This window comes from Aeromonas allosaccharophila, from assembly GCF_000819685.1.
Taxonomy (GTDB): domain Bacteria; phylum Pseudomonadota; class Gammaproteobacteria; order Enterobacterales; family Aeromonadaceae; genus Aeromonas; species Aeromonas allosaccharophila.
Genome location: NZ_CDBR01000062.1, coordinates 32,004 through 46,395, shown reverse-complemented (window position 1 = coordinate 46,395; position 14,392 = coordinate 32,004). Strand labels below are relative to the sequence as shown.

General features: G+C 61.7%; 16 protein-coding genes. 11 read left to right on the top strand and 5 right to left on the bottom strand.

The window, feature by feature from the left end; all coding sequences use genetic code 11:
* The first annotated feature begins 145 nt into the window (after positions 1-145).
* Entirely contained in the window at positions 146-850 is a 705-nt protein-coding gene (locus BN1115_RS11790) for an SDR family oxidoreductase (RefSeq protein WP_042657297.1), read from the top strand.
* Here BN1115_RS11790 and BN1115_RS11785 read toward each other — a convergent pair.
* A complete protein-coding gene (locus BN1115_RS11785) occupies positions 776-1,351 on the bottom strand; it encodes a 2-amino-4-hydroxy-6-hydroxymethyldihydropteridine diphosphokinase (protein ID WP_042657296.1) in 576 nt (191 codons plus the stop codon). The genes BN1115_RS11790 and BN1115_RS11785 overlap by 75 nt on opposite strands.
* A 124-nt stretch (positions 1,352-1,475) precedes the next feature.
* Here BN1115_RS11785 and cydH point away from each other — a divergent pair, with 124 nt between their 5' ends.
* The 4 genes from cydH (at position 1,476) to BN1115_RS11770 (ending at position 4,873) form a co-directional block, all read left to right on the top strand.
* Positions 1,476-1,568, top strand: a complete 93-nt coding sequence (gene cydH / locus BN1115_RS22255) for a cytochrome bd-I oxidase subunit CydH (RefSeq protein WP_005339800.1) — start codon at positions 1,476-1,478, stop codon at positions 1,566-1,568.
* Between the two features lie 103 nt (positions 1,569-1,671).
* Entirely contained in the window at positions 1,672-3,072 is a 1,401-nt protein-coding gene (locus tag BN1115_RS11780) for a sensor histidine kinase (RefSeq protein WP_042657344.1), read from the top strand.
* Positions 3,069-3,596, top strand: a complete 528-nt coding sequence (locus BN1115_RS11775) for a hypothetical protein (protein ID WP_425247938.1) — start codon at positions 3,069-3,071, stop codon at positions 3,594-3,596. The genes BN1115_RS11780 and BN1115_RS11775 overlap by 4 nt, the downstream gene beginning before the upstream one ends.
* A complete protein-coding gene (locus BN1115_RS11770; RefSeq protein ID WP_005339807.1) occupies positions 3,593-4,873 on the top strand; it encodes a sigma 54-interacting transcriptional regulator in 1,281 nt (426 codons plus the stop codon). Before BN1115_RS11775 ends, BN1115_RS11770 begins: the two co-directional genes overlap by 4 nt.
* Before the next feature lies 1 nt (position 4,874).
* Here BN1115_RS11770 and BN1115_RS11765 read toward each other — a convergent pair whose 3' ends face one another.
* Positions 4,875-5,357, bottom strand: coding sequence for a DUF1097 domain-containing protein (locus tag BN1115_RS11765; protein ID WP_005339809.1), 483 nt, complete (start codon positions 5,355-5,357; stop codon positions 4,875-4,877).
* A gap of 368 nt (positions 5,358-5,725) precedes the next feature.
* Between BN1115_RS11765 and msrP the strand changes: the two genes are divergently transcribed.
* Both msrP and msrQ read left to right on the top strand, forming a co-directional pair.
* Positions 5,726-6,727 (top strand): protein-methionine-sulfoxide reductase catalytic subunit MsrP, encoded by a 1,002-nt coding sequence (msrP, locus tag BN1115_RS11760; protein ID WP_042657294.1) that lies wholly within the window; start codon positions 5,726-5,728, stop codon positions 6,725-6,727.
* On the top strand, positions 6,718-7,344 hold the full coding sequence (gene msrQ / locus BN1115_RS11755; RefSeq protein WP_042657293.1) for a protein-methionine-sulfoxide reductase heme-binding subunit MsrQ: 627 nt from the start codon (positions 6,718-6,720) through the stop codon (positions 7,342-7,344). Before msrP ends, msrQ begins: the two co-directional genes overlap by 10 nt.
* On the opposite strand, the gene BN1115_RS11750 is transcribed toward msrQ, so the two are convergent.
* Entirely contained in the window at positions 7,341-7,589 is a 249-nt protein-coding gene (locus BN1115_RS11750) for a PepSY domain-containing protein (RefSeq protein WP_042657292.1), read from the bottom strand. The two genes, msrQ and BN1115_RS11750, sit on opposite strands and share 4 nt — an antisense overlap.
* Positions 7,590-7,652: 63 nt before the next feature.
* On the opposite strand from BN1115_RS11750, the gene BN1115_RS11745 reads away from it, so the two are divergent.
* Genes BN1115_RS11745 through BN1115_RS11730 form a run of 4 tightly spaced genes read left to right on the top strand, consistent with a single transcriptional unit; the run spans position 7,653 to position 10,518 of the window.
* A complete protein-coding gene (locus tag BN1115_RS11745) occupies positions 7,653-7,991 on the top strand; it encodes a PepSY domain-containing protein (protein WP_042063810.1) in 339 nt (112 codons plus the stop codon).
* 21 nt (positions 7,992-8,012) lie between these two features.
* Positions 8,013-8,669 carry an AHA_4052 family stress response regulator transcription factor gene (locus tag BN1115_RS11740; RefSeq protein WP_005339826.1) on the top strand — a complete coding sequence of 219 codons (657 nt, stop codon included), beginning with the start codon at positions 8,013-8,015 and terminating at the stop codon, positions 8,667-8,669.
* Positions 8,666-10,015, top strand: coding sequence for a sensor histidine kinase (locus BN1115_RS11735; RefSeq protein WP_042063812.1), 1,350 nt, complete (start codon positions 8,666-8,668; stop codon positions 10,013-10,015). The genes BN1115_RS11740 and BN1115_RS11735 overlap by 4 nt, the downstream gene beginning before the upstream one ends.
* Positions 10,016-10,056: 41 nt before the next feature.
* The gene (locus BN1115_RS11730; RefSeq protein WP_033114845.1) at positions 10,057-10,518 is read left to right on the top strand and encodes a hypothetical protein; all 462 of its coding nucleotides are present in this window, start codon (positions 10,057-10,059) and stop codon (positions 10,516-10,518) included.
* A gap of 85 nt (positions 10,519-10,603) precedes the next feature.
* Here BN1115_RS11730 and torA read toward each other — a convergent pair whose 3' ends face one another.
* Positions 10,604-13,084, bottom strand: coding sequence for a trimethylamine-N-oxide reductase TorA (torA, locus tag BN1115_RS11725; RefSeq protein WP_042657291.1), 2,481 nt, complete (start codon positions 13,082-13,084; stop codon positions 10,604-10,606).
* Positions 13,085-13,107: 23 nt separating this feature from the next.
* Positions 13,108-14,238 carry a NapC/NirT family cytochrome c gene (locus BN1115_RS11720; protein WP_042063815.1) on the bottom strand — a complete coding sequence of 377 codons (1,131 nt, stop codon included), beginning with the start codon at positions 14,236-14,238 and terminating at the stop codon, positions 13,108-13,110.
* Positions 14,239-14,392: the final 154 nt, after the last annotated feature.

The window sequence follows — 14,392 nt, the reverse complement described above, 5'->3', positions numbered from 1 at the left end:
AGGGGGATGCCGCCACTATGACGCGGGTGGGTGGCCCGCGACCAATGGCTTGTGCCGCAGGGATTGATAGGCACTGGCCATCGGCGGTGATCCGCTGGCAGGCGGGCTTCGTTCATGCAAGACCATGAAAGGGAAAGGAGATCGTATGCGTGCATTGGTTACGGGCTGCGGCCGTCGACTCGGATTTTATCTCTGTGAACAGCTGGTGGCAGCGGGTTGGCAGGTGACGGGCAGCTATCGCAGCGAGCGGCCGGAGCTGGCCACGCTGGCTGCATTGGGGGTCGAGCTGGTGCAGGCGGATTTTGGCCGGGAAGAGGACGTTGGTAAGCTGATCGATGTGCTGGCTGCCCATCAGGATCTGGCGCTGGTGATCCACAACGCCTCGACCTTCGAGCCGCAGGCAACTGATCCGGCGGCGCAACTGGCCCAGTTCGAGCAGTTCTACCGGGTACACATGGCGGCCCCCTTCCAGCTAAACCGGGCGCTGGCCCCCCGGCTGGCCAGCAATCCCAACGCCAGCATCATTCACATCACCGATATCTATATTCATGCCCCGGCCCCCCGTTTTGCCAGCTATGTGGCCACCAAGGCGGGAGCCCATTCGCTAGCCATGAGCTTTGCCCGGGAGCTGGCGCCTGCGGTTCGGGTCAACACCATAGAGCCGGGGCCGATCCTGTTTCTCGACGAGCATGACGAGGCGTGGCGCCAGCAGGTGTTGGCGAAAACGCCGCTGGCGCGGGAGGGAGGACTGGAGCCCATCTGGCAGGCGGTGCAGTTACTGATGGGGAACAGTTATATGACGGGGGCCAGCATCAAGGTAGATGGCGGGCGCGCGCTGGCCACTCTCTGAAGATTTGCCAAGCACCAGCGGCTCCAGCCCGACCTGCCGGGTCAGCAAGCCCTTGCCGGGTTTGAGCTTGCCCGACGGGGCAGGGAGCGTCACTTGCAGCGCCACCTTGGGGTCATGCACCTCGCCATGGCCGTAGAGCTCGGCCAGCAGCTCCGCCAGATAGGAATCGACCTCTGCCGAGGCAAAGTCACCGCTCCTGTTGCTGGCCAGAATATCGATGTCGAGCGGCCGATCGTGCACCTTGCAGAGCGGATCGCTGCGATCCCGGCCGTGAGCCACTTCAAGGGCGACAAAGTGCTGCTTGAGGCGGGTGGCATCGAGCGGGCTCTCCACCACCAGCAGGCAGTTGAGAAAGTCGTGGCTGGAGTGCATTCCCACCGGCTTGGTGCGGATCACCGAACTCAGCCGCAGGGGGCCGACGTTCGCAAACAGCTCAGCCAGCGCGCGGCTGACATGAATATGCGGGTCAATATTGGAACCAATGCTACACAGATAGAACATGCTCACCTTCCCGGGGTTGGGCTCATCTGAAATGTATACGCAGCTCACGGTTATCGGATTAACTATGGCTTAACATTGTCTTATCTATTGTGATCCGGCACTGATTGGCAGAAAGGAGGTTTGCATGAGTGTGGAGCTGAAATGGGCGCTGTTGACCGCCTCGGGCGCGCTGGCGATGATCATGATTATCTGTCTGGCCTCTGTCGCGTTGGCGTGAATCACCACAATCCAGATAATACAAACCGGCCTGTTGGCCGGTTTTGTTTTTTGGGGCGGTGCGGCTATGCTGGCGCACCGGTGAGAATGCAAGAGAAGAGATGATGACCAAGGTTCGCCCACGCTCCCTGCTGCAGGTGGTATTGATGGGATTTGTGCTGGTATTGATGCCGCTGGGCGGCATGATCTGGCACAACAGCACCTCCCTTGCCCACCTCAGTCAGCTCACCAGCGACGAGATGGAGCGGGCGGTCAAGGATACCCGCCGCGCTACCCTGCTGACGGCGCAAGCCATCGATATCGAACGCACCTTGCGTCGCTTCGCGGTGCTGGGGGATCGCCGCAGTCTCACCAGCTACCAGCAGCAACTCGATGGTTATCGGGTGTTGTTGGCGGAACACCGCAACTCCATCACCGATGGCCAGCTCTATAGCGGGCTCGATCAGGGGCTGGCCTGGCTCGACAGCCTGCAGGATGCCGCGCTGGCCCGGGCGGCGGTAGCGGGAGACAAGCTGGAGCAGTTCAACGATGCCAACAAGCAGCTCGAAATAGTCACCCGCAGCCGGGTTGACGAACACATGGATCGGGTACAGCTCACTATCGCCGGACTGACCAGCGAGCTCTGGTGGGTGAGTGGAGCGGTCGCGGCGCTCAGCCTGCTGATGGTCTTTATCTTCACCTACCTTATCATCCACCCGGTACGACAGATTGAGTCGCGCATCTTGAGCCTGGGAGCCGGGGTCGAACCCGATCCCAAGCCGGTTGACGGCCCTGCCGAGCTGGTATTGCTGGGGGAGCGGATCGTCTGGCTGCACGACAAACTCAAGGAGCTGGAGCTGCAGAAATACCAGTTCCTGCGCCATGTTTCCCACGAGCTCAAGACCCCGCTGGCGGTGCTGCGGGAGGGGACGGATCTGCTCTGCGAGCAGCTGGTCGGGCCTTTGACGCCGGATCAGCTGGAGATCTGCCAGATGCTCGACGAGAACAGTCGGCGCCTGCAGACCCTGATCGAGCGGCTGCTCGACTTCAACCGGCTCAGTCAGCAGGAGGCCTTCGAACTGGAGCCCGTCCCCCTGCTGCCGATGTTGTCGGAACTTTCTGCCGAGTACCGGCTGGCATTGGAGTCCAAGCAGATCCGTGTACACTTGCCGACCGTGCCGGTTACCCTGTGGGCGGAGCCCTACCGGCTACGACTGATCCTCGATAACCTCTTCTCCAACGCCGTCAGTTACGGCGCCAGCGGAGGCAATATCTGGATCAGGGCGGGGCAGAATGAACAGATAAGCTGGCTGGAAGTGGCCAACGAGGGGCCCAAGATCCCCGTGGCCGATCAGCAACGCATTTTTGAACCCTTCGAGCAGGGCAGCACAGTGCGGCAAGGTCTCTTGAAAGGCTCGGGCATGGGCCTCTCCATCGCCCGCGAGTCTGCCAACAGCCTGGGGGGGGAACTGGTTCTGGTAGAGGATGAACAGGCGGATGTCTGTTTCAGGTTGACGTTGAAATGAGGACTATGAAGATACAACGCGTATTTCCAGCTCTGATGGCAGGGCTGCTCGCGGGTTGCTCCTTGCTGCCGCAACAGGCACAGCGGGAGTCCTCCGATATCGCTTTTGCCAAGCGGATGGAGTTTGCCAACAAGGAGATGCAGGTGCGCCTGCAATACTCCGACTGGCTGCTGGCCAGTCACCCCCAACAACGGGTGCAGGAGCGTCAGCGTCTGAAAGGGGCCGACGATCTGGAGAGCCGGGTCAGTCTGGCGATGGTGGACTCCCACCCCGCCGAATCGGTGGCCAATCGCACCGCCGGTCTGGCGCGCCTGAAGCAGATGTTGCCCGCGCTGGGTCTCGATGCGCAGGCCTTTTTACGTAGCTGGATCGCCCTCGGCGAACAGCTGCTGGCCCGCGACAGCCGTCGCGATGACCAGAGTCAGGAGATCCAGCGGCTGCGCCGCCAGATCGAGCAGCTGACCGCCATCGACGACCAGCTCAACCAGCGCAAGCTGAACGAGAATCGTGAGGTAATACCATGAGCCGGATCCTGTTGGTGGATGACGACGTCAGCCTGCTCAAACTGATGAGCATGCGGCTGCGCAGTCAGGGTTATGAAGTGGATACCGCCGACAGTGCGGAAGGAGCCCTCGACCGGTTGCGTCAGCAACGGGCCGATCTGGTGCTGAGCGATCTGCGGATGGCCGGCATGGACGGTCTGGCGCTGTTCGAGCGGATCCAGGCTCAGTGGCTGGGGTTGCCGGTGATCATCATGACCGCCCACGGCACCATCCCGGACGCCATTCAGGCGACCCGCTCCGGCGTCTTCAGCTTTCTGACCAAACCCATCAACAAGGATGAGCTGTTCGCCACCATCGAACATGCGCTGAGCCTGACCCGGCCGAAACAGCAGCAGGAGTGGCAGTCGCTGATCCTGACCCGCAATCCCCAGCTGGAACAGCTGCTGATCCAGGCCCACAGCATTGCGACCATGGAGGTGCCGGTGCTGATCATGGGGCCGTCAGGCTCCGGCAAGGGGGCGATGGCGCAGGCGCTGCATCAGGCCAGCCAGCGGCGCGACAAGCCGCTCCATACCATCAACTGCGCCGCCATTCCGTGGGCGTCACTCGACTTGCAGCTGTTTGGTGAAGATGGCCAGTCAGGGCTGTTCGAGCAAGCCAAGGGGGCGACCCTGTTTCTCGACGAGATTGGCAGCCTCTCCGAATCCCTGCAGGCCAAGCTGCTGCAGGTGATGGAGGAGTATGGTCAGGGTACGCCGGAGGTGCGGGTGCTCAGCTCCAGCCATCAGGATCTGGTCAAGGCGATGGAGGAGGGGCGTTTTCGGGAAGATCTCTTCTATCGTCTCAACGTCGCCAATATCACCTTGCCGTCTCTCAGTGCCCGCAGTGAGGATATCCCCCTGCTGGCCCGTCAGGCGCTCGACGATTACCGTAGCCGCCACAGCGACTGCGCCGCCATGGGTTTTTCGCCCGAGTCGCTGGCGATGCTGGCGGCCGCTGCCTGGCCCGGCAACGTGCGCCAGCTCTGCAACGTGGTGGAGCAGCTCGCCAGCCTCTGTTGCAGCCCGGTGATCGGGGTCTCCATGGTGGAGTCCGCCCTGAGCGGCGGTGGCGGCGGCATCCCCTCGTTCAACGAGGCGCGGGCCGAATTCGAGAAGGAGTATCTGATCCGTTTGCTGCGCACCACCGAGGGCAACGTGACCCTGGCGGCCAACATGGCGGGAAGAAACCGTACCGATTTCTACAAGTTATTGAATCGGCACGGCATTGAAGCAGCAAACTTCAAATCGAAGGGATAAATCAGGCGGGATCAACTACCGCCGGAGCGGCATCGGCTTTTTGAGTTTTATGGGAGAGCCAGAGGCCGCTCGCCTTCATCAGGTAACCGAACAAGGCGCCAATGATGAGGGAGGGCAGGATCAGCCGCCACTCGCCCGCCGCCCCGAAGGTGGCACAGCAACCGGCAAAGGTGCCGGGAATGTAGCCGAGCCACTGCTGCTTGGCCTGTACGCACATCAGGGTTGCGACCACCCCCGTCATCACATAACCCGCCACACCCGCTCCCCACAGACTGTCGCCATGGATCAGCAGCAGTGCCCACAGCATGCCGCTGGTGTTGCAGAAGATGGTCTGCAGCAGTGCCTTGTAGCCGCCGCTTGACGCGAAATAGCTGGTGCAGCCGAGAAAGCCGACCCAGGAGATAAGGCCGAACGCGACGGCAATCCAGCCCCAGACGGCGGAGAGAATACCTGTGGTGATGGCGATGGCGATCAGTGGGCTCATGGGGCGACTCTTCAGTTGGCTTCGCAAAATGGGCAGCCTACCCCCGGTAATCGGGGCGGCAAGCGGGGGCCGAATTGTGTGTGATCTTTATCACCCTTTTCAACTCAGGAATACGCTTGCGCTCGCGAAAAAAATTCATTGGTGACCGGCCTGACAGTCGGCCATAGTTAGAGGCCCTGTCCTGCTCATGGAGTGAGTCTGATGGCGCCAAATGTGATCGTTCCCCTGCTGGTGTTCGTAGTCCTGTTTCTGGTCGGCACCATGGCCAAGGCACTGCCCCTGCACCACATGATGTAAATTTGTGTGAAATAAAAATCTGCCGGGGCGGGTCTTATCCATATTGCCTCACTCAGCCCCGGGAGTTTTTCATGTTGATCAAGCGTCGTACCGCCCACCCCCTCACCGAACAGGATGTCACCCCGGAAGCCGTTTATCAGGACCGCCGCCTTATTCTCAAGGGGCTGGGTCTGGGCGCCGCCACCCTCGCTTTCCCCACTCAGGCCGGTGTGCTCGATCTGCTGCGTGGTAAAGAGGATGCCCCCCGGTTAGCCACCAGGCCGCTCAACAGCAAGCCTGCCGAGCGCCCGGCCAATCTGGTGCTGACACCGGAAGAGAAGGCCACCAGTTACAACAACTTCTATGAGCTGGGCACTGACAAGTCTGACCCGGCCCGCAATGCCCATTACCTCAAACCCGAACCCTGGACCCTCAAGGTGGAGGGGGAGGTGGCCAAGCCCTTTACCCTCGATGTGTGGGATCTCATCAACAAGAGCGAGCTGGAGGAGCGGATCTACCGGCTGCGCTGCGTCGAAGCCTGGTCCATGGTACTGCCCTGGAACGGTATCTCGCTGGCGGAGATCATCCGCCGTGCCGAGCCCACCAGTCGCGCCAAATTTGTCGCCTTCGAGACCCTGTTTGATCCGAAACAGCTGCCGGGGCAGGCCTCCAGTCTGGGGGGCGGCATCGAGTATCCCTACGTCGAGGGGCTGCGTATCGACGAGGCGATGCACCCGCTCTCCTTCCTGGCGATGGGGCTCTATGGCAAGACCCTGCCCGCCCAGAATGGCGCGCCGATCCGCTTGGTAGTGCCGTGGAAGTATGGCTTCAAGAGCATCAAGAGCATCGTCTCGATCCGGTTGGTGGAGGAGATGCCCCCCACCACCTGGAACCTGCTGGCCCCCAACGAATATGGCTTCTACGCCAACGTCAATCCGCAGGTGGATCACCCGCGCTGGAGTCAGGCCAGCGAGCGCTTTATCGGCGAGGGTGGCGTGTTTGGCGCCAAGCGTCAGCCGACCCTGATGTTCAACGGCTATGGTGACGAAGTGGCCTCGCTCTATCAGGGGATGGATCTGCGCCAATGGTACTGAGATTGAAACCGGCCCATATCAGCGGCTTGCGGGCGCTGGTGCATCTGGGCTCCCTCGGTTTTCTGCTCTGGCTGGGGTTTGCCATTCCGGCAGGTCTGCTGGGGGGCGATCCGGTGCCGGAGCTTATCCACTACCTCGGCAAGGGGGCGCTCAACCTGTTGCTGCTCACCCTGCTGGTGTCGCCGCTGGCCAAGCGCTGGCGGCAGGGGCAGCTCATCAAGCTGCGCCGCCCCCTCGGGCTCTGGTGTTTTGCCTGGGCGCTACTCCACTTCATGGCGTGGCTGGGGCTGGATCTGCAGTTTGACTGGGGGCTGATTGGTGGCGAGCTGGTCAAGCGCAGCTATATCGTGGTGGGGATGGTGGCACTGTTGCTGCTGGCCGCCCTCAGCATCACCTCGCTGCCCGCATTGCAGCGCAGAATGGGCGCCGTGTGGCAGAAGCTGCACAACTGGGTCTATGCCATTGCCCTGCTGGTGCCGGTTCACTACTGGTGGTCGCTCAAGAGCGGTTGGGGGGAGCCCCTCATCTACCTGCTGCTGGCCTGCGCCCTGCTCTGGCCGAGGAAAGATAAGCTGCTGCGCCCATTGCGGGGACGCTGGAATGCAAAAGAGGCCTAATCGGCCTCTTGTTGTTTGATCTCGCCAGTGTAGGCATCGACGATGAGATGCACCTTCTGATCCTTGCGATTGAGGGTTTTGACCTCGAATTTGTCCCCTTCCAGCTCCACTTCCCGAATGTCGTGATACCCTTGCGCCAGCAGGAGTTTGACCAGCCCGGCCATGTCGAGACGGCTCTGGGCCGCCCAGCTTGTGGCACTCAACAGACAAAGGATCAGCAGGACACTGCGCGGGATCATATTCATTCCGGATTCATGGCTGGCAGACTATAAACGCCATTATGTTAGGTTTTTGGAGATGAATCATCCATGAATAGAGCGCTCCCTCTGCTCGGGTTATTGCTGCCGGTGCTGGCACAGGCGGTCACGCCTGATGAAGCCCAGTTGCAGCAAGCGGTCCATGAGGGACGGGTTCGGCCCTTCCATGAAATGATGGAGGTGGCGGCCAGATTGCCGGTGCGGGTGTTGCGGGTGGATCTGGGGGAAGAGGATGGTATCTGGCTCTATGAACTGCGAGTCATCGATCGGGAGAACAGCGTGATCAAGGTGGCCTATCGGGCCGACAACCTTGAGCTGGTGTGGGCCAAGGGCCACCATCTGGAGCGGCTGTTCGAACCGCCCAAGCCCCCGGTCGAGGATGATGAATAACCCCTGTGTGGAAGCCTGTTCATGCGAATTCTGATTGTTGAAGACGAAAAAATCCTGGCCGGCCAGCTGGCCGAACAGCTGCGCCTCTCCGGCTTTGTCACCGATCTCTGCCACGACGGTAACGAAGCCGGTTTTCTCGGTGAGACCGAACCCTACGATGCCATCATTCTCGACCTCGGCCTGCCGGGGCGTGATGGCCTGAGCGTGCTGAAAGAGTGGCGCAGCAAGGGGATCGATACTCCTGTGCTGGTACTGACCGCCCGTGGTCAGCTGCACGAGAAGATCGAAGGGCTCAACGCCGGTGCCGATGATTACCTCACCAAGCCGTTCCAGGTGGCCGAGCTGGTGGCACGGGTCCACGCGCTGGTGCGCCGGGCGGCAGGCAACGCCAGCTCCATTCTGGAGATTGGCGGAGTGCGCCTCGACATGGCCGCATCTCAGGTGTGGTACGAAGGGACCCCCATCAAGCTGACCGCCCACGAGTTCCGGGTGCTCGGTTATCTGATGCAGCACCGGGGCAAGGTGGTGTCGCGCAGCGAGCTGATCGACCACATCTATGCCCAGGATTTCGACCGCGACTCCAACACCGTCGAGGTGTTCATCGGCCGGATCCGCAAGAAAACCAACCCTGACCTGATTGAAACAGTGCGCGGCCTCGGGTACCGGATCAACGAATGAGGCTGGTGAGAACCCTGCGGGGGCGACTGCTCGCCATCGCGCTGGTGTGGTGCGGGCTGTTTCTGTTCGCCACCGGCTTCAGCCTGCAGACCATGATGCGCAACTACTGGCAGGAGGCGGAGGCCGACGGTCTGCGCCTGCAGCTCTATGATCTGCTCTCCCGGCTGGAGGTGGCCAAAACCGGCCTGCCGGTGGTGGTCGAGCCGATGTCGGATCCCCGTTTCAGCCAGCCTTACTCCGGCTATTACTGGCAGCTGGAGCTGGGCCACGATGTGGTGGGGCGCTCCCGCTCCCTGTGGGATACCACCCTGAAGAGTGACGGGCTCAAGTCGGCGTTTGGTGATCCTGACCTGTTCGTCGGCAAGGGGCCAAATCGTGAACCCTTGCTGATCATGACCCGCACCGTGCTGCTGCCCGGTTCCGATCGGGTGTTCACTCTGGTGATGGCCAAGGACAGCAGCGCCCTGACCCAGACCCTCAACAAGACCCGCATCAGCCTGTTCCTCGGCCTCGGCTTTGCCGCCGCCGGTCTGGTGCTCGGCTTCATGTTCCAGATCGTCTATGGTTTGCGGCCGCTGCACTTGCTGCGCCGTGAACTGGGAAGGGTTCATGAGGGCCATCAGGAGGGGTTCCGGCTGCGCTATCCGCTGGAGATCCAGCCGCTGGTGGAGGATATCAACCGACTGCTGCATCACTACGGCGAGCTGCTGCAGCGGGCGCGATCCCACACAGGCAATCTGGCTCACGCCCTCAAGACGCCGCTCAGCATCATGCGCAATCAGGTGGCCCAGTTGCCGCCGGAGGATCAAGCCGCCATTGGCGAGCAGCTCGACCAGATCCAGCGCCACATTGATTACCACCTCGGCAAGGCGCGGGTGACCGGTGCCGCCAAGATCCTCGGGGTCTCGACCCCGGTGCGGGCGCGGGTGGAGTACATCTGTCGCGCCTTCTCCCGCCTCTATCCGGGCAAGACGGTGGACTTGCAAGTACCCGCCAATCTGGCGGTCGGGGTGGAGGAGCAGGACTTTGACGAAATGGTGGGCAACCTGCTGGAGAATGCCTTCAAGTGGTCCGCCAGCGAGCTGCGTATCTCCAGTGCCGAGCTGGGGGGCTGGATCACCTTGCGTATCGAGGATGACGGCCCCGGCATGAGCGAGGATCAGATCGCCAAGGCGGTGCTGCGCGGGGTGCGGCTCGACGAGAAGGTGCCGGGCTCGGGCCTGGGTCTCAACATCGTCTCCGATCTGGCGGAAGCCTATCGGGGCAGTTTCATCATGGGCCGCGCCGAACTGGGCGGTCTGGCCGCCTCCCTCTCGTTGCCCAAGGTGGCAAGAGTCGAGAGCTAGGCATAACATATGGCATTTGTTTTAGCCTGAGGAAGAGAAGCATGACCGACGATCCGTGGGCACTGTGTCACCTTGACGATTCGTTTGATGCCTCTGTACTGGGGGTCAAGGGCGCCCAGATCCAGTGGTTTGAAGACAGGGATGGCCTGATCGCGTTCCTTCTGGAAGATTTTGTCGACCTGCTGGCCGATGTGGGCGAGCTGGAGGAAGATCAGACCGAACAGGCGCGCGAGCGCTTTACCCTGCTGGTGGAGCAGAGCTTCGACGATCGCACCCTGATGGATGCCATCAACGATCTCGCCTCCGGCCTGCGTCGCATCGCCTGGTTGGGGCCGCTCTCGGAGCTGGCCGAGATCAGCGACGAGTTTGCCTCTGGCCTGCGCCGCTATTTCTGGAGCCAGTACGACGGGGACGAAGATGACCCGGATGCCTGGGTGCCGGAAGAGCTGTGGCCGCAACTGGTGGAGTGCGCGCAGGAGTATATGGAGGAGGGGGAGTTCTAAACCCGTCCCGACCATGCCTAAGCTTTGGCAGACAGATAAAGAAACGGCGCCTTGATGGCGCCGTTTTTATTGGGTGGCAATCGCCTTAGCCGTTGGCCGGTACCGCGTGGGCGGTGTTGGCCAGCACCGGGCCGGTGTACTTCTCGATCTGCAGCTGGGCCATGTGGCCGCAGTTGCCTTGCGCCAGACTGGACGAGCCTTCGTCGAAGGTGAGGCAGTTGACGTTGCCGTTCTTGCAGATGCTGCCCGCTTCGCCCGGCTTGGCCGGGTCATACCATGCCCCTTCGCAGATCCGCACCACCCCTTGGCGCACATCCTCGGATAGCAGGGCGCCCACCAGGATCTGGCCGCGCTCGTTGAAGGCACGCACCAGATCCCCCTGGGCGATGCCACGAGCCTTGGCGTCGGCGGGATGGATCATGATCGCCTCGCGGTCGGCGATAGCGAACTTGTCCCGCAGCGGGGTGTTGTCGAGCTGGGAGTGCAGCCGCTGGGTCGGGTGGGAGGTGTTGAGCGACAGCGGATAGCGCGCCGCCACCTCGCTCTTCACCCACTCCTTGGGCTCATACCACTTGGGATGGCCGGCGCAGTCGGCGTAACCCATCCCCGCCACCGTGTTGGAGAAGATCTCGATCTTGCCGGACGGGGTGCCGAGCGGGTTGAGCAGCGGATTCTCGCGAAAATCGGCGTGACGGATCCACTGGCGGTTGGCCTCGGGGATCGGGAAGCGAATGTAGTTGTTGGACTCCCAGAACATGTTGAACGGCGGCAGCGCCACGCGGGCACCACGGGCCTGCGCCGCCATGCCGTCGTACATCTGCTTGAGCCACAGCATCTCGTCTTTGCCTTCGGTGTATTGCTCCTGCACGCCCAGCTTGGCGGCGATGGCGCTGAAGATATCGAAGTCGTTGCGGGCTTCAAACTGGGGCGGTACGCACTGGTGCATCGGGAAAACATAGCGCTGGGAGTAGTCGCCACCCATCTCCAGATCATTGCGCTCGTAGCTGGTGGTGACCGGCAGCACGATATCGGCGTGCTTGGCGGTAGCGGTCCAGTAGGGCTCGTGGACGATCACGGTCTGCGGCTTGCGCCACGCTTGCAGCAGGTTGTTGGTGTCCTGATGGTGGTGGAAGGGGTTGCCGCCCGCCACGTAGACCAGCTTGATGTCCGGATAGGTCACCTTGCGGCCGTTGAAGTCGATGGTCTTGCCCGGGTTGGCGAGACAGTCGGCGATGCGGGCCACCGGGATCGGGGCCGGGCTGTTCTTCGGTGCGTTACCGGCGGAGATACCGGCCAGAATGCCGCCCTTGGCGGTGGGGCTGCCACCGGAGGAGTAGTGGTAGCTGAAGCCGTAGCCGCCGCCCGGCAGGCCAATCTGGCCCAGCATGGAGGCCAGAGTGACCAGCATCCAGTTCGGCTGTTCGCCGTGCTGCTGACGCTGCATGCCCCAACCGGCCATGATCATGGTGCGCTTGGCGGCCATGTCGAGAGCCAGCTGGCGGATCACCTTGGCATCGACGCCGCAGACGCTGCTCGCCCATTCGGCGCTCTTCGGTTGACCGTCATCCTTGCCGAGCAGATAGTCCAGAAACTTGTCGAAGCCGACGGTGTAGCGATCGAGGAAGGCCTGATCGTGTTTCTGTTTGGTATAGAGGGTGTGAGCGACACCCAGCATCATGGCCACGTCGGTGTAGGCGTTCGGGGCAATCCACTCGGCGCCGACCAGCTTGGCGGTCTCGTTGTAGATGGGGTCGATGCTGATGACACGGGTGCCTTTCTCTTTCAGCGCCTTGAAGCCAGCCTGACCCTCGTGATCCGGCATGTTCCAGCTGTTCTTCAGGGTGACCTGGGCATTGACCCCCCACAACACCACCAGTTCGGCGTTCTCGACCACGTTGGGCCAGGCGGTCTGCTGCTCGTACACCTCGATGGAACCCATCACGTGGGACATGATCACCTGAGCCGCGCCGGTGGAGTAGTCACCGGCATAACCGGTAAAGCCGCCGGAGAGGTTCATCAGGCGGTGCAGCAGGGTGCGGCTGTTGTGGAACATGCCGACACTCTTCCAGCCGTAGGAACCGGCGTGGATCGCCTGTGGGCCGAAGTCGCTCTGCACGCGCTGGATTTCACCGGCCACCAGTTCGATCGCCTTGTCCCAGCTCACTCGCACCCACTCGTCGGCGCCGCGCAGTTCGGGTTTGGCGCCCGGGCCGTGTTCCAGCCAGCTCTTGCGTACCATGGGGTACTTGATGCGGTTCTTGGCGTGCACCAGGAACGGCGCCATGTCGATGAGATCGTTCGGCGCCGGATCATCGGCTACCGGCTGGACGCGCACCATGCGGCCATCCTCGACCACCGCTTCAAACGCACCCCAGTGGGCGCCGGTCAGAATGCCCTTCTGGGCGGGCACCAGAGTCGGGAACTGGCTCAATGCGGTGCTGATGGCTTGCGCCAGCGCACTCTTGGGAAAAATGCCGCCGAGCAGGGGCAGGGCTGCGCAGGCGCCGAGGCCCTTGAGCAGGTTGCGGCGGGACAGATTGGTCTTCTTGTCGTTGAAAAAAGTCATAACGGTTTTCCTCTGTTCCAGCCTTAGTGGGCCGCGCTCATGTCACTGGCATGTTTCTGGACATACTGGGTCAGCATGCGAGCCTGTTCCGGGGTCAGGGAGGTACGAGATTCCATCCCCTTAATGACGCCGATCCACTGGTTGGCATTGAAGTGATCCAGCGCGGTGAGGCCGTGGCAGCCGGTACAGTTGTTGGACATCAGGGTGGAGGCGTATTGCCACAGCTTGCCTTGATCGCCGATGAGCTGGCTCTGGTCGACCCAGGCGGTCAGCTTGACCTGATGCCAGGTGAGGTTGGTGGCGCTGTCGGTTTCGCTCTGGCCGGTGACCAGCGCTTTCTTGGCGGCATCGCCGACCAGTACGCTGAGGATCCGCTTGCCCGGTGCGGCGTAGAACACTTCGCTCACGCCATCCTGTTGCCAGCCTTCGATCTGCACCTTGGCGCGGCCGTTTTCGTTGGCCAGTACTTCCACCTTGGTGGAGGGCATCAGGGTGCCTTCGTCAGTCTTGGCGGCGGCATCGAGGAACAGCGGGGTGGTGGCGATGGCGTAGCGGGTGGTGACGTTGGCCGGAGTCTGGGCGGCAGCCTGCGCCAGCTCGCTGGCACCGGCGGCAGCCAGACCGCTCATGTCAGGCATGATGTGGGCGACACCGCGGTGGCAGTCGATACAGGTCTGACCCTCCTTGATGGCGACCGGATGCTCGGCACGGGCATTGGGGCGCTGGGCCAGAATGTCCATCGCCTCGTAGCTGTGGCAGCTGCGGCAGGTGGCGGAGTCGTTGGCCTTCAGCTCGTCCCAGACGGATTGGGCCATCCGCAGCTTGTGGGCTTCATATTTCTCAGGCGTGTCGAGCGTGCCGATCGCTTCGTGATAGATATCCTTCACGGCGCGCACCTTGGTCCACAGGTAGGAGGTAGGGTCACCCGGAATGTGGCAGTCGGCACACTCGGCGCGGATCCCCTTGGTGTTCTGGAAGTGGACGCTGCCCTGATACTCGGCGAGCGGAGTCTGCATGGAGTGGCAGGAGACGCAGAATTCGGTGGAGCTGGTCTTGTGCAGCACAGTCACGGTGACACCCAGTGCCGCGACACCCAGCAGGGCCCCGAGCAGCAGGAGCCAGAACCAGGTTTTTCTTATCAGTTTTCCAATCATGGCGGCGTTTTCCTACGGTCAATAATTACCTACATAGTACTAGTCCAATAGTAGTAGTAATGATAGGGATAAGGCGTTGACCTCCATCATGGTTTATATTTTTGATTGTTGTCACATTTTGTCTTTTGTTTTGTTATTGACATAATTGTCGAAT

What these genes read in the sequence shown, in the direction of transcription:
- BN1115_RS11790 (WP_042657297.1), top strand. Translation starts at nt 146, where the DNA reads ATGCGTGCATTGGTTACGGGCTGCGGCCGTCGACTCGGATTTTATCTC.
- BN1115_RS11785 (WP_042657296.1), bottom strand. Translation starts at nt 1,351, where the DNA reads ATGTTCTATCTGTGTAGCATTGGTTCCAATATTGACCCGCATATTCAT.
- cydH (WP_005339800.1), top strand. Translation starts at nt 1,476, where the DNA reads ATGAGTGTGGAGCTGAAATGGGCGCTGTTGACCGCCTCGGGCGCGCTG.
- BN1115_RS11780 (WP_042657344.1), top strand. Translation starts at nt 1,672, where the DNA reads ATGACCAAGGTTCGCCCACGCTCCCTGCTGCAGGTGGTATTGATGGGA.
- BN1115_RS11775 (WP_425247938.1), top strand. Translation starts at nt 3,069, where the DNA reads ATGAGGACTATGAAGATACAACGCGTATTTCCAGCTCTGATGGCAGGG.
- BN1115_RS11770 (WP_005339807.1), top strand. Translation starts at nt 3,593, where the DNA reads ATGAGCCGGATCCTGTTGGTGGATGACGACGTCAGCCTGCTCAAACTG.
- BN1115_RS11765 (WP_005339809.1), bottom strand. Translation starts at nt 5,357, where the DNA reads ATGAGCCCACTGATCGCCATCGCCATCACCACAGGTATTCTCTCCGCC.
- msrP (WP_042657294.1), top strand. Translation starts at nt 5,726, where the DNA reads ATGTTGATCAAGCGTCGTACCGCCCACCCCCTCACCGAACAGGATGTC.
- msrQ (WP_042657293.1), top strand. Translation starts at nt 6,718, where the DNA reads ATGGTACTGAGATTGAAACCGGCCCATATCAGCGGCTTGCGGGCGCTG.
- BN1115_RS11750 (WP_042657292.1), bottom strand. Translation starts at nt 7,589, where the DNA reads ATGAATATGATCCCGCGCAGTGTCCTGCTGATCCTTTGTCTGTTGAGT.
- BN1115_RS11745 (WP_042063810.1), top strand. Translation starts at nt 7,653, where the DNA reads ATGAATAGAGCGCTCCCTCTGCTCGGGTTATTGCTGCCGGTGCTGGCA.
- BN1115_RS11740 (WP_005339826.1), top strand. Translation starts at nt 8,013, where the DNA reads ATGCGAATTCTGATTGTTGAAGACGAAAAAATCCTGGCCGGCCAGCTG.
- BN1115_RS11735 (WP_042063812.1), top strand. Translation starts at nt 8,666, where the DNA reads ATGAGGCTGGTGAGAACCCTGCGGGGGCGACTGCTCGCCATCGCGCTG.
- BN1115_RS11730 (WP_033114845.1), top strand. Translation starts at nt 10,057, where the DNA reads ATGACCGACGATCCGTGGGCACTGTGTCACCTTGACGATTCGTTTGAT.
- torA (WP_042657291.1), bottom strand. Translation starts at nt 13,084, where the DNA reads ATGACTTTTTTCAACGACAAGAAGACCAATCTGTCCCGCCGCAACCTG.
- BN1115_RS11720 (WP_042063815.1), bottom strand. Translation starts at nt 14,238, where the DNA reads ATGATTGGAAAACTGATAAGAAAAACCTGGTTCTGGCTCCTGCTGCTC.